This is a genomic window from Bradyrhizobium centrolobii (assembly GCF_001641635.1).
In the GTDB taxonomy this organism is placed as follows: Bacteria; Pseudomonadota; Alphaproteobacteria; order Rhizobiales; family Xanthobacteraceae; genus Bradyrhizobium; species Bradyrhizobium centrolobii.
Map to the genome: position 1 here is coordinate 132,025 of NZ_LUUB01000080.1, position 13,499 is coordinate 145,523.

13 protein-coding genes are annotated in these 13,499 nt (G+C 60.4%); 6 read left to right on the forward strand and 7 right to left on the reverse strand.

Annotated features, from left to right (window positions below; genetic code table 11):
* Positions 1–107 precede the first annotated feature (107 nt).
* Positions 108–470, forward strand: a complete 363-nt coding sequence (locus AYJ54_RS29440) for a hypothetical protein (protein WP_063704521.1) — start codon at positions 108–110, stop codon at positions 468–470.
* Positions 467–1,480 (forward strand): hypothetical protein, encoded by a 1,014-nt coding sequence (locus tag AYJ54_RS29445; protein WP_136624014.1) that lies wholly within the window; start codon positions 467–469, stop codon positions 1,478–1,480. The genes AYJ54_RS29440 and AYJ54_RS29445 overlap by 4 nt, the downstream gene beginning before the upstream one ends.
* Positions 1,481–1,606: 126 nt before the next feature.
* On the opposite strand, the gene AYJ54_RS29450 is transcribed toward AYJ54_RS29445, so the two are convergent.
* A complete protein-coding gene (locus AYJ54_RS29450) occupies positions 1,607–2,632 on the reverse strand; it encodes an ATP-binding protein (RefSeq protein WP_136624015.1) in 1,026 nt (341 codons plus the stop codon).
* Positions 2,633–3,094: 462 nt separating this feature from the next.
* On the opposite strand from AYJ54_RS29450, the gene AYJ54_RS29455 reads away from it, so the two are divergent.
* Positions 3,095–4,291, forward strand: a complete 1,197-nt coding sequence (locus AYJ54_RS29455) for an FAD-dependent oxidoreductase (protein WP_082905908.1) — start codon at positions 3,095–3,097, stop codon at positions 4,289–4,291.
* Positions 4,292–4,447: 156 nt separating this feature from the next.
* The gene (locus AYJ54_RS29460) at positions 4,448–6,148 is read left to right on the forward strand and encodes a hypothetical protein (protein WP_136624016.1); all 1,701 of its coding nucleotides are present in this window, start codon (positions 4,448–4,450) and stop codon (positions 6,146–6,148) included.
* A 552-nt stretch (positions 6,149–6,700) separates the two neighbouring features.
* Here the strand turns inward: AYJ54_RS29460 and AYJ54_RS29465 are convergent.
* A complete protein-coding gene (locus AYJ54_RS29465) occupies positions 6,701–7,531 on the reverse strand; it encodes a dienelactone hydrolase family protein (protein WP_063704529.1) in 831 nt (276 codons plus the stop codon).
* A 194-nt stretch (positions 7,532–7,725) separates the two neighbouring features.
* On the opposite strand from AYJ54_RS29465, the gene AYJ54_RS29470 reads away from it, so the two are divergent.
* Complete coding sequence (locus AYJ54_RS29470; RefSeq protein WP_063704531.1) at positions 7,726–7,953, forward strand: DUF2093 domain-containing protein; 228 nt, start codon at positions 7,726–7,728, stop codon at positions 7,951–7,953.
* Positions 7,954–7,969: 16 nt separating this feature from the next.
* Here AYJ54_RS29470 and AYJ54_RS29475 read toward each other — a convergent pair whose 3' ends face one another.
* Positions 7,970–8,275: a hypothetical protein gene (locus tag AYJ54_RS29475; RefSeq protein ID WP_063704870.1), complete on the reverse strand. Its 306-nt coding sequence runs from the start codon at positions 8,273–8,275 to the stop codon at positions 7,970–7,972.
* Positions 8,276–8,721: 446 nt separating this feature from the next.
* Here AYJ54_RS29475 and AYJ54_RS29480 point away from each other — a divergent pair, with 446 nt between their 5' ends.
* Positions 8,722–10,179 (forward strand): hypothetical protein, encoded by a 1,458-nt coding sequence (locus tag AYJ54_RS29480; RefSeq protein ID WP_063704872.1) that lies wholly within the window; start codon positions 8,722–8,724, stop codon positions 10,177–10,179.
* A gap of 18 nt (positions 10,180–10,197) precedes the next feature.
* On the opposite strand, the gene lpxK is transcribed toward AYJ54_RS29480, so the two are convergent.
* The 4 genes from lpxK to AYJ54_RS29500 are packed head-to-tail and all read right to left on the reverse strand — an operon-like array spanning position 10,198 to position 13,465.
* On the reverse strand, positions 10,198–11,214 hold the full coding sequence (gene lpxK, locus AYJ54_RS29485; RefSeq protein WP_063704533.1) for a tetraacyldisaccharide 4'-kinase: 1,017 nt from the start codon (positions 11,212–11,214) through the stop codon (positions 10,198–10,200).
* Positions 11,207–12,541 carry a 3-deoxy-D-manno-octulosonic acid transferase gene (locus AYJ54_RS29490; protein ID WP_063704535.1) on the reverse strand — a complete coding sequence of 445 codons (1,335 nt, stop codon included), beginning with the start codon at positions 12,539–12,541 and terminating at the stop codon, positions 11,207–11,209. The genes lpxK and AYJ54_RS29490 overlap by 8 nt, the downstream gene beginning before the upstream one ends.
* Complete coding sequence (locus AYJ54_RS29495) at positions 12,504–13,217, reverse strand: lysophospholipid acyltransferase family protein (protein WP_063704537.1); 714 nt, start codon at positions 13,215–13,217, stop codon at positions 12,504–12,506. The genes AYJ54_RS29490 and AYJ54_RS29495 overlap by 38 nt, the downstream gene beginning before the upstream one ends.
* Positions 13,214–13,465 (reverse strand): DUF4170 domain-containing protein, encoded by a 252-nt coding sequence (locus AYJ54_RS29500; RefSeq protein WP_063704539.1) that lies wholly within the window; start codon positions 13,463–13,465, stop codon positions 13,214–13,216. Before AYJ54_RS29500 ends, AYJ54_RS29495 begins: the two co-directional genes overlap by 4 nt.
* Positions 13,466–13,499 lie beyond the last annotated feature (34 nt).

Genomic DNA, 13,499 nt, shown 5'->3' on the forward strand with positions numbered 1-13,499 from the left:
ATTTGATTGCGCCGCCACAACTCGTCCCTATGGTCTGCTATTCAAACAAGCTGCGACTTGTGATGACGCAGTGATTTGCCCATCGTCCAATTGAATGGAGGCTAGCCGTGTCTGACAAGTGGACCGGTTTTGAGAGCTTCATCTTGGGTGGCGGCTTTGCCGATGTGCCGAATCCTCCCATCGCGCGGCCGGACGGCCTTCCTATAACGGTGTTAGTTCGCGGCGACGGCATTCATGCTAATGCGCCCGCATTGGCCGACGATATCAGGCATCTCGTCGAAGGATTCGTGCGGCAGCTATCTTCTTCTGAGCACACGACGACTCACGCACCTCATCGGGCAACAGAACAGACTGACGAATTCCAGATCGCCGTTCATCTCGGACTGAACGACGACGCCCAACAAGAACTCTTGCAGAAAATCAAAGAGCTGCTTCAGGAAGGCCTCTTGAAGAAGGATTCGCAACCATGAGCGTCTGCATTTCCTCCGCCTATGGTCCAGCCAGTATGTATCCAGTTCTCGACCCGCACAGGACCGCGGGGCCTGGCCCCTATCATTACGGACTTAACCTTGCGTGGGATGCTCTTGTAGCCCAGGTCTCGCCTGACAGTTCCTTGCTCCCTTGCCAAATGCGCATCACTCTCGTTTCGAGCCTGTCCTGGTACAAAGAGATAAAGGGCTGGAATTATTTCACCAACACCACCACTGTGGACATCGGCACAACACCCGGGCTGCAAACAAGCGCACTCATTACGAAGCCAAAGCCAACAGCAGGCTGCTTCACGGGCACTGATACGATCATTCTTTGCAAAGCAATGGGTGCCGGCTTCATGACAGGACTCTATTGCTTCGATCCCATCGAATTTTGGGACTTCTGGGGCGGGTATGACGTCACCTTTAACTGGTTCAGCGACAATCTTGGAAGCGGCGTCTGGGGGGCAGAGACGCCAGAGCCGACCTATCCCCTTGTCAGACTGCCGGATGGCACTCTCATGGAAGAAGTTGATTTGTCTGGGGGAGGGTTTACGCGTTTTTCTGTTGTGTACGGTGGCGCTTCGTTTGCAATTGACGATCCGAACGCCATCCCGGCCCTCGGTCTTGATCGGAATAACGCTATCCAGGAACAAAGGCTTCCTTCGCTACCCGCAGATTCCACGCTAGTTCGCGAACTCCATGCGAAGGAGATATATGTTGTCTTCGGGGGAGCGAAGTTCTTGATTAACCAGAAGAAATTTAACGCTTTTAATCAGGTACATCTTATTCCCCACGGCGGCACCAATCAACTACGCCGAATCCCATACGACGGTACGCTGATTAAGGAAGAGCATGATCCGCGAATTTACTTCGTGAACAAACAGCATCTTCACTGGATTGTGGATCAAGCCGCATGGGAAGCGGGCTGCTTTGCTTCGCGCAACGTTCGCACGGTTCCCGATGGCGCACTCGCAGAGTTCGGGCGCGGTCACGACATAACTGCATAAATTCGCCCGATGCTCGAACCTTGGTGCGGGAAAAGGCTCGCTGTTGTCGCAGCTTTCTTCGCCGAAACAACTGGCGCTGAAATTGATGTTGGCATCATTCTCACCGAAAGAGCAGCGCGAGAACAACTACAGCGCGGTCTCCTGTGACGTTTCGGGCGGTCTCGTCGCTCGCGACCTGATGCCAAGCCGGGAGCGGAGTTGAGCAGTCCAGCTCTTTGCGCTCTGCGGTGCCAAACAAGCACGGACAAACTGGAGTTCGCTCCACGGCGCATCGCAATAGCTTGAAATGAGGTGCCTGTTTGTGGATTCGCTTCTAAGAGCCTGCGGAAACAATGCAATCGTGCGATGTTTCAACGGAGACGGAGACTGGACATTTGTGCCTGTTATCGCTGACAGGAGGGAAGCGGCCAAATCAGTTCCATCGTCCAGAGCTAGGTGGCTAACCGGCGTGATGCGCGCATTCAACTCGATAAGCCACGCCCTATCGTTCCTGTCGATCATGAAATCGAAGCCGTGAAAGCCGCTCAGCTTAAGGCGTTTGGCCATCGTGGCGACGGTGTCGGTCATCTCCTGATGCTCGATGATGCGCACCACTGCTGCCGGTCCGTTGGTGCAGACTAGCTCCAAGGCCTCGACGCTCAGGCCGCCGAGGACGACCCCCTCCCGGCAGACGACCGCCCGATTTGCACACCGACCAACGATATGATGTTGCAAGGTGACGACAGGACGTTTGTACGACATTCGCTCGAGAAGCGGACCAACGTGCAGACCGTCGAACGATCTAATGATAGCGCTCGGCCAGCTCGCAGCGGCGCCGAGCTCCTGGAGGGCATCTCGTGCACTATCGGCCGAACTGACAATCCGAACCCCCTTGCCGCCATACGACCCGTCGGCTTTTACCACGAGCGGATATTTTGCCTCGGCGAGCTCTTGTTCGAGGATATCTGCATTCCCGACGACGACCGTCCTTGGACACCGAACTCCGGTCGCTTGGGCCAGTGCCATGAATTTGCTTTTCGAGACTGCATAGGGAAGGCCCTCGGCACTTCCAAGAGAGTCTTCGATGAGGCGAGCGATTGCGTGATCGCCACTTCTTTGGGCGCGGGCGTGCAGTTGCAGGAGCTCGACAACTGCCTGATCGTCGGATGCCACGATCAAGGTCGGTGACCATGCAGCGATCGCTGCCGCGATCGACGCTAGGCCTGCCCAAGGCCGATATACGTACCTTGATTGGAGAGAGCGCAACTTCCGCACCACGCTTCCAGCAGGAGACACCAACGCGACTTGCGCCCCCCGATTTGCTAACGCAATCGAAATATGAGCTGGTAGCGACCACCATTGGGTCGCAACTACGAGCACCTTAATGGGCTTCAAAAATGATCTCCCGTTCACTCCGTGGATTTAATTGATCCGAGCGAGACGTCGCGCCCGGTTAATCGACGGATGGAGCCGTAAGGGCTTCGTGGCACTAAAGAAAGCAATTTGGAGGAAACTCAGTCTGGACAAACGGACGTCCTTGTGACTGAATTTGAGCATTACATTGTTTCTATACCTTAAGCTGCACATCTCGCGATTCAACGTCTGATATTGTCAAAGAGGATTCTAGATTAACGAATGCCCGTGGACATCGATATTGCGATTGTTGGAGCAGGCCCATATGGATTGTCGACGGCCGCTCATTTGGCTGACCGGGGCTTAAGCTTTCGAATTTTTGGTCGGCCCATGCACGATTGGGTGCGCATGCCCAAGGGCATGTTGCTTAAGTCTGAAGGTCTTGCCTCCGATCTGAGTGATCCGCGAAGGGATTTTACTCTCCGGCACTATTGCAAGAAGCGTGGCATTCCCTACGCTGATATAGGATTGCCCGTCGAATTAAATACATTCATCGACTACGGGCTGGAATTTCAGCGCCGATTCGCCCCGAATTTGGAAGACCGCCAACTGATATCGCTCGCGCCTGAAGGAGCTGAGTTTCGCTTGCAGTTCAGCGACGGCGAAAATGTGACTGCCCGGCGCGTCGTTCTCGCGACGGGCGTCAGCTATTTCAAGCGCATTCCGATCCAGCTTGCCGGTCTCCCGGACACCTTGGTCTCTCATAGCATTGACAACGATGATCCCGCTCGTTTCGCCGGACGCGACGTTGCTATCATCGGCGCAGGGGCTTCCGCCATTGATCTGGCTGGTCTTAGTGCGGAGTGTGGTGCTCGCGTTCGACTCATCACACGCGCGCCTAGCATCGACATCCACGACAAGATGAAGGTGCCACGTCCGCTTGGGGAGCGGATATCAAGGCCGATGTCGGGGATCGGTCCGACGTGGCGGGGCCTTTTCTACTGTCAGCTTCCGTTCGTCTTCCGCCATCTGCCTGATTCAGTGCGCGTCGACAAAGTTAAGTCTACGCCGCGGCCGGCCGCAGGCTGGTTTATGAAGGATCGTATGCGCGGAGTTAATCTTGAGCTTAACCAGCACATCAAATCGGCGGAGGTCCTGGACAACCGCGTCATCCTGCGGCTTGTGAGGAGCGACGGCACCGAGAATACCATCGACGTCGATCATGTTGTCTCGGCAACGGGCTTCGAAGTTGACGTGAAGCGGCTGCCATATCTGGCGCGCGATGTGGCTAACTCCCTGAAGGTCGTGGAGGGTGCTCCCCGCCTTTCCGCCAACTTTGAATCGTCAATCCCGGGCCTCTATTTTACGGGACCAGCCGCTGCAAACACTTTTGGTCCGGTCATGCGGTTCGCTGTCGGTTCAAAATTTGCTGCTGGCCGCATAGTGCGTCACCTGGCGCGCACTGCTGCTCGTAATTGATCATGCGGGTCGCTCGAAATGCAATCGCAACTGGGCGCAGGGGCGAGGTTTGCGCGGCTGCTTTGAGCTATCAAAGCGCTCGCAAGAGGCATTGCCTCTCAATGTTGGGCAGTGACTTGCAGGTCTCCGACCCGCGGTCAGCGCAGGATTGAAGACATGAAACGTTATGTGGATCAGTCGAGCACGATCTTAATTGCTGGATATTCATCGGTTGGTATGGCTGGTCAGCTCGCACGGTATGCTTCGCCTATATGTCGTGCAGTTGCCTACCTAGTATCTTTTCTCGTTACCGCGCCCTTTTTCTATCACGTTGCCAACGGCAGCAATAGTTATGTCGGGCTGCTCGAGGACGACCACTTTTATTATACCGTCATCGCCAACAATCTTGTCGCTCTTGGAAAACTATCTTACGACGGTGCGATCGTAACGAACGGCTTCCATCCATTGTGGCTTGGAGTCGTCGTAGTCTTGCGCTTGCTGTGCGGGGGGCTTGGCGATTCTTTCTACGTCGCGTTGGCTTTCGTGGCTCTCGCTTCGATGATCCTAACATACGAACTGTCGCTGCGTTTTGCTCGTCTGCTTGGAACATCGGTCGGCGCAGCGTCGGTAATCGCTGTTATCGGCTCGCTAGGTACGGCGCAATTGCTAACGACCGGCATGGAATGCACCGTGGCGGTTCCAGCGTTTCTTTGGCTCCTTATCGAAATCGCGCGGGGCGGCCCAACGTCGTTCCGTCGAGCGCTCAAGCTAGGCTTCATCGCCTCCTTGGCAGTTCTGGCGCGGCTCGATATCGCAATCGCTGTCGCGATGATGTTGGGCGGGTTTATGATCTTGGCGCGCCCCAGCCTGGCCGAGGTACTCCGTGTTGGTGCAGGCTTTTGTCTCGGGGGATTTCTTGTTCCCGCCTACGCACTTTTCAACTTCGCTATATTCTCGTCTGTCCTCCCGGTCTCCGCACTTGCAAAGTCGCTGCAAACTGCCTTTGGCCTGAACATTCTTTACGCGCGGAATGTTGCGCTGAGTACCGTCTATGGCCCGATGGTCGCAGTTGTGCTGCCAATCGGCCTGGTTGCGTTCATTACGTTGCTGTTGCGTCGCTCGCGCATGGAGCGGTCGATAGCGCTCTGGACTGGCGGCTTGGCGATCGTGTTTGCGTTCACATTCTTCGGTTTGAACGCTCTTAAGAGCTGGATTTTCTTCGGCTGGTACGCCTATCCAATCGCCGCGGCCGTAATTGCGTCACTGGCTTTCGCATGGATGGTCTGGGGGGAGCCAATCGTTCCCACTCGCGCGCGTATTTTGGTGGCGACGTTGATGGTAACCGGGACGTTGGCATCCGGCATACGATACTTCATTGAACACGGTCCGTTGTGGTCGACAAACGACAATTCCCTGTTCGCGGCGAGCTTGCAGCTTGCCGACCTGATGCGCGCGCGAGACGGTCGCTTTGCCATGGGAGCAATCGGTGGGATAATGACTTACGCGCTGAACAAGCCTGTGGTCCAGCTGGAGGGACTCGTCGAAGATCGGCGTATGATCGAGCACATCCGCAACCAGGATGACCTCGGTGATGTATTACGCGAGTACAATGTCGATTATCTAATCGTCAGCGTTGCCCACCGTCACCTTGATCAACATGACGGGTGTTACGTGATTAACCAGCCGACCGCGGAATGGGCAGGGCTGCGGACCTCGCAGATGACAGGAACGATCTGTGCCGAGCCCATTGTGTCTTTTAAGACCGAGAGCGCTGGAAATAGCTGGTCGGTCTTTCCATCAATCGAGACCATGGTCTGGGAGCTCCGCAGCGCGAAGTGGCTCTCCCATCCGCTGAATGGTGCCAGCAGCATTCGATAGCTCGTCGGTCGGGGCGTTCAACAAGCATGGCGGAGCGAAGCTCGGCGCCAGTGGGGGGCGTCCGAACTTCTCTCAACGACGTCGGTGCGAGGAGCGCCTGCAACGACGGCGCAATCCCCTCATCCAGCGGCCTACCGGCAGGACAATCCCGCGTCGATGGTGGTCCAGAAGCCGCAATGTTCCGGTGCGAGCTGCGGTGCGCCAGCGCGCGCTTCGAAGAGGAAGATCGCGAGGCTGAAAATGAACAGTGCGGAGCAAAAGAGCAGGACGCGGTGGCGCATGGGAGATGCGTTTAATCGACATCATGGTCGAACTATGGCACCGCACATGCTGAAACCGGCCTGAGACCCGATCCGTAGCTTACCGGTCGGCCATCATGTTCCGTGCAGGGCGGTGGTCGATGCGGGGCCGTCCGCCTCACGTTGTTCCTCGGGCGACCCCGCTTCATACTCAGGCGTAGCCCGGATCAAGCAAAGCGTAATCCGGGATCGTGCCAAGGCTTCCCGGATTTCGCTTCGCTCCATCCGGGCGACGGGACCTGCAGTCCGGTCGCTACCGCGCGAGCCACTCCGCGACTTCCTTCTGCGCCTCCGCGCGCGCTTCCGCATCGGTGCCGAGATGACCGCGGTCGGGAGTTGCCGCATCGGTGCTGCCGGCGAGCGCGTGCAGCGGCGTGTTGGCGCGGTCAAAATCATGATAGGCGCCGGGGTAGACCACGATGCGCGCGAGCGCGCTGCGGCCATGTGCGCCATCGACCATCTGGCGGCAGGCCGGCGGCGACGACACGTCGTCGTTGCCGCCGATCAGGACCAGCGTCGGCACCCGCGTGCTCCAGCCGAGGCCCGCTGAAATCCGGCAGTCGGGATAGAAGGCGACGGCGGCGCGGAAATCCGGGCTCGCGTCACGCGCCGCGTTCTGCGGGCGCACCGCCCAGAGCAGCGCGCTCGCGCCGTTTGCCCAGCCGATCAGGCTGATGCGATTCCGCGCTACCCAGGTCTGCTTCATCAGCCAGGCGCGCGACGCCACGATGTCGGCGACGCGCTCACGCCGCGCCTTGACGTGTCCTTCCTTGACCCGGCATTGCGGCCCGACCTCGCGGGACCCGTAGCTGTCGGGCAGCAGCACCGCGCTGCCCGCCTTGAGCAATTCCGCGGCCCAGTCGCGATAGCGCGGCAGCACCGGATCGGAATGGCCGCCGAGCCCGCCGCAGCCATGCAGCGCGATCACGGTCGGAAACGGTCCGTCGCCGTCGGGCTTGTAGAGCTGCGCATGCAGGACGCCGCTCGCAAGCGGGATATCGACCTGCTGCGGCATGGGCGCGGGGGCCGCATGGGCGGCCGATAGCAGAAGCGTCAGGAACAAGGCGATTGACGGAAGGCGCATCGGGCTCTGCCGTGTGAGGTACCGGGTTGCAGACGCACCGGGACCAGCGATCCTTCGCGCGAGCACTATCATGCGGGAACGGTGGCAAAACATCACAAATCGGTGGGTTTAACGGGCGGACAAGGCACCCTATTTATGCTAATCGGATTCATCACATCACGCCCTGAACGGGCCTTCCACGGAGACTTTCGACCGTGCTGAACAAGTTCGGCCCCTCGGGCCATGGCGAGGCGCAGGTGCAATATCTTGACGGCGACTTCCGCGTGATCTCGCCGGGAACCTTTGTGCGCTGCGCCGTGACCGATACCCGGATTCCGCTCGACGAGCTGAAGTACTGGAGCGTGGACCTGCAGGAGGCCTACGCCACTCCCGCCGCGGTGCTGCAGCGGCATTTTCCCGGCGCGCTGAAGCCGCAGCCGTAAGGATCGCGCCTCGCGCCTATTGCTCCGCGCCATCGGTGCCTACACAGCTTTTGACGAAATTCTTGCGGGGCTCGCCGACGATCTTCTGATCGATCGCCTGCTTCAGACAGTCGAGCCGCGCCTGGGCCATGCAGAGCTGCATCTGGTCCCGCTTGTCCTGTCCCTTCAGGCTTTGCGTCGAGCTGAGACACGTCACGCGCTTGGTGGCGGGAACCGGCACGGTGCTGGGGGCGGCCGCAGGCGGTAAGGCCGTTTGCGCGAAGGCAGACGCAACAATCAGACACATCAGGCTGGCGGCAACGGTCGCGGACGGCAATTTCATCGAACTCTCCCGATCGTCCGTAACCGATAGGAGCAGCACGATGAATGCCGGGTGAATGGTATGCGCCGCTGGGCGGGTAAAGCCACGCGAGAGCGAGTCCTGCCCTTCGGCCACGGTACAGGAGTGCTTCAGATCATTTCATTGTAGGACAATAGTAACCACTGCCGGTGGAGAATAGCGGCGAGCACGCTGTGGCAAGTTCACATAGGTTCGCGTTCTCCGATTTCTGTCGGTGGCATCGTGTTCGAGCAATTCCCGTCCGAAGCACCTTGGTGGACCTCGCTTCCGAGTCTCTGGTCACGCCGCCGGGCGCTGACCTGCAGGACCATTCCCTGTTCTGCCTGGGGTCAACATCCTCCCCTATCGGCCGTCTCGCCGCACTGTGAAATAGCACCCGCGCGCAAAAGAGGGGGCACGCCCTGGGCATGCTAGGAAACGACTTCAGCATGAATCAACGTTGGATGATCGTAGCCGCGATCCTCGCGGCCTTGTGCATTCAAACACCAATCGTCCTCAACGCCGATTTGGGTTGCCTGCTGACGACGAACGAGAAAATTCTCGATGGCGCAACGCTTGGGGTCGACGTCTTCGAGCTGAATCCGCCTCTTTCACTTTACATGTACATGCCGGCGGCCAAATTGGCACGAATGACCGGCGTTGCGCCCGAGCTCGTTGTGATCATCCTGGTGATGATCGAGATCGTTGCCGCGCTTCTTGTGATCGATCGGGCAGCCGCGGCGGCAAAGTCAGGAGCGCGAGAGAGAAGTCTTTCAACGTGGTCGCTTGCGCTGTTGCTCGCAATTCTTCCTGGCGCCGTATTCGGACAGCGCGAACACATCGCCGTCGTTGCACTGACTCCGTTTGTCGCCATCACTGCACTGCGCTGGCGCGGCTTTGATCCCGGACCGGTCGCGATCCTCGCAGGCGTGGGGGCGGGGCTCGCCATGAGCATCAAGCCCTTCTTTGCTCTGGTGGCAGGCCTTCCGATCGTCCTTGGCATGGTCCGCCAACGTTCGTTCAGACCTTTGTTCACCCCTGAAACATCTACGGCCGCCATTATCGCAATCGGCTACGGAGCGGTCGTCGTTACCGCCTTCTCCGACTATCTGTTCACCTATGCGCCGATGGTCACTGAGGCTTATCTGCCAATCAGGAACGCGTTGGGTAGCCTGGTTCTTATTCCAATCGCTGTGATAGGCGCCTCTATTGCGTTCCTGCGCCTGGTCGCTCCCCGAGATCTCAAAATGGGGAGCGACGTAGTCCCGTGGCTGGCCGCATCGATCGGCGGTGGCGCGAGTTTCCTTCTCCAAGGCAAGGGCTGGCCATACATGGCTTTCGCGCTTTGCATGTTTGGGATTGCCGCGCCGTTGCTGCATATTCGCACAAAGTTGCGAGCGTCGGTCATGATCGGCGGCATTGCGACCATTGTGCTCATCGCGCTCTATTTATCCTCACCGGCCCCGGGGTTTCCGCCACTGGAGGCGCGCGTCCAGGCACTTGTGAAGCATCCGCGGCTGCTCACGATTACCGATCATGTTGGTCTCGGGCATCCCCTCGTCCGTCAAATCGATGGAACCTGGGTGGGCAGCTCTTGCGCGGCGCAACTCCTGGCGGCCGGTGCAATACTGCGTCAGTCCAGCTCGCAGCCAACTCAAGCCGAGCAGGCAAAGTTGGACGGCATCATCCGTTTCGAGCGTCGGCATTTGCTGGAGGACGTGCGAAACGGCCGCCCGGATGTCATTCTGGTGGATACTTATCTGCTGAGTTCGTTCCGGTTCGATTGGTTGGCTTGGGCCAATTCAGATCCCGAACTCCAAGTGGAGTTAAGTCACTATCGTGAAGTCGAGGATGTCGGCCGCGTTCGAATATTCGTCGATCAACCAGATTTGGAGCGTCCCCGTTAGCAGGCTCAGCCTACGACATCATCGCCGGCCAAATCTTCGCTCACGCGCCTTGTAGAGATACTCGCCGATCAGGCGGCGGAGCGCTGCGGAGTCGTCGAATTCGAGCTGAACCGCGAACGGCACGATACCATCAGGCATGCCTTCGCTGCCGCGCAGGCGCGCGAGATCCTTTTCGGTGGTGACAAGCGTGAGCTGCTCGCGCTGTGCGTCCGCCACCAGCGCGGCGATCTCGGCTTGCGTGAACATGTGATGATCGGCGAACGGACGCATGCGCGCGAGGTCGATGCCGCTTGACTGCAGCGTACGGAAGAAGCGCCCGGGATCGCCGATGCCGGCGAAGGCCAAAACCCGCTTGCCGGACAGCAGCGCGACCGAAGTGGCGTCCGGTCTCAGGCGCGCGCGCAGGACCGGCTTGTCGCGCGCAGTGATCTCGGCCGCAACATCGTCGGCTGCATTGCCATCGCCGATCAGCACCAGCGCGTCGGTGCGTGCGAGCTGGACCTTCAGCGGCGCACGGAGGGGACCGGCGGGAAACACCTTGCCGTTGCCGAGGCCCCGTTCGCTGTCGATCACGATCAGCGAGGCATCCTTGATGATGCGCGGATTCTGGAAGCCGTCATCCATCAGGATCACGGTCGCTCCTCGCGACTTGGCCAGCGCCACGCCGTCGAGGCGATCGCGCGCGACCGCGACCGGCACGTCGCGCACCATCATGAGCGGTTCGTCGCCGACGTCGACCGCGGCATGACGCTCGCGATCGACCATCACCGGGCCCTTCAGGCGGCCGCCATAGCCGCGGCTGAGCACGACCGGGGTTTCGCCGAGCTCGCGCAACAGCTTCGTCAGCGCGAGCACAGACGGTGTCTTGCCGGCGCCGCCGACATGGTAGTTGCCGACGCAGATCACGGGGATACCGGCGTCAAAGCCCTTGCGCGCCATGCGCCGCGCCGCGATCGCGCCATAGAGCGCGCCCAATGGCCGGAGGAGATGCGACTTCGGGGAACGTGGCCGATACCAGAAGGCCGGCTCACGCATTGGCGGCTCCCATCTCGATCCGCAATTGCAGCAGATAAGGCTCGAGCGCGGCCATGGTGCGATTGAGCGCGCCGCCAAGCTGTTCGACCACGCCCGTGCCGGCACGCTGCATCCTGTCGCGCACGGCGGGATCGGCCAGCAACTGGCCGAGCTGCTTGACCAGCGCTTCCTGCGTCTCCGCCTGCCGTGCCCCGCCACTTCCATCGAGCGCCTCGTAGACGTCGGTGAAATTGAAGACGTGCGGACCATGGACGATCGCGGCGCCGAGCTTGATCGCCTCGATCGGATTCTGCCCGCCATGGCGGATCAAGGATCCGCCCATGAACACGATCGGCGAGAGGCGGTAGAACAGGCCGAGCTCGCCCATGGTATCGGCGACATAGATGTCGGTCGCGGCGGTCGGCAGGTGCTCGCGCGAGCGCAGCGCCGGCGCCAGGCCCGAGGCCGAGATCACGCCTGCGATCGAGGCGCCGCGGTCCGGATGGCGCGGCACGATCACGGTCAGGAGCTGCGGGAAGAAGCCGACGAGGCTGCGGTGCGCCGCCACCAGCATCTCGTCCTCGCCCGGATGGGTCGAGGCCGCGACGATGATCGGACGGCCCCGCGTCATCGCCATCAGCCGCTCGAGTTTTGTCGGATCGGCGGGCGGCGCCGGCACGTCGAGCTTGAGATTGCCCGTGGTGACGACGTCGCGGCCGCCTAGCGCGGAGAAGCGCTCGGCATCGGTTTTCGATTGCGCGAGACAGATGTCGAACCGCGACAAGAGCGCCGAGATGGTGCCGTGCATCCGCCGCCAGCGCGGGAAGGAGCGCGGCGACATCCGTCCGTTGATCAGGACCATCGGCAGCCGGCGCGCCGCGCCGGCCAGGATCAGGTTCGGCCACAGGTCGGATTCGATGAACAGCGCCAGCGACGGCTTCCAGTGATCGAGGAAGCGCGCGACATAGCGCGGCGAATCATACGGCACGTATTGATGGATGACGTCGGGCGGAAAGCGTTTTGCCACGACGGCAGCAGAGGTGACGGTGCCCGAGGTGAGGAGGATGCGGAGGTTCAGATCGCGCAGCCGCTCGATCAGCGCCGCCGCGGCCAGGACCTCGCCGACGCTTGCGCCGTGGATCCAGACCAGGGGCCCGTGCGGCCGCACGTCCCGGGACAGGCCGCGCCGCTCGCCAACACGCGCGGGGTCTTCCTTGCCCTGCTTCAGCCGCCGCCTGATCAGCGCAGGCGCGAGCGGCACCAGGCCGGTAGCCAGGCGCTGATACATCCGCAGCGTCATCGGCAGCGAATTATGCATCTTCGGGTCCCGGGCGGCCGAGTTGGGCATAGGCGCGGCGGGTCGCCTCGTTCAACGTCTCTTCCAGCTCCAGCCGCAGCGCTTCCATGGTGGCCGCGTCGGCATCCGGAGGGACGTTGATTTCCTTGATGCCGACCAATGCGCCCCGCCCGAATGGCAAATTGATGGTGGTGCGGTCCCAGTTCTTCAGCCGGATGAAGCGACTGGTCGCCATCGCGAAAGGCATGATCGGCCGCCCCGATTCCCGTGCCAGCATGATGATGCCGAGCCCGGCCACGCGCGAGCGCTTCGGGACATCGGCGGTCAGCGCGACATTACAACCGTCCTGGAGCGTCCGCACCATTTCCTTGAAGGCGCCGACTCCGCCCTTGCGGTGGAAAGCCCCGCCGTGGTCGCCGGAACCGCGGATGGTGCCGATGCCGAGCCGCTCGGCGGCGATCGCGTTGAACTCGCCGTCGCGGTGGCGCGAGATCAGCACCCTGGCCTTGTACCAATCCTTGTTCTTGATGAAGGGGGTGAGGAAATGCTGGCCATGCCAGAAGGCGAAGATTGCGGGGATCTGCGGCTCGACGATGTCATAGACATCGGGCGGATCGAACGTGAACTTGTTGGTCCGCCAGACCAGCCGCAGATATTCGGCCGCCAGGATCCCGACGGCACGCTGAAACCAGCTGCTTCGCAGCGTATTGCGAAGCAGTCTCTTCAACGCGCCGGCTTCGATTCTTGATTCGGGTCGAGCAGCCGGTGGAGATGGACGATGAAATAGCGCATCTGCGCGTTGTCGACCGTGCTCTGCGCCTTGGCCCGCCAGGCGGCGTGAGCGGTGGCATAGTTCGGATAGAGGCCGACGATCTCGACGTCGTCGAGATTCTTGAAGGTGTTGTGCTCGAGATCGACGAGCTCGCCGCCGATGACGAGATGAAGCAATTGTTGCTGCGGGGCGTTATCTGACATGGGTTCTCTTCCTAAGGGACTGCCCGGCAAGCAG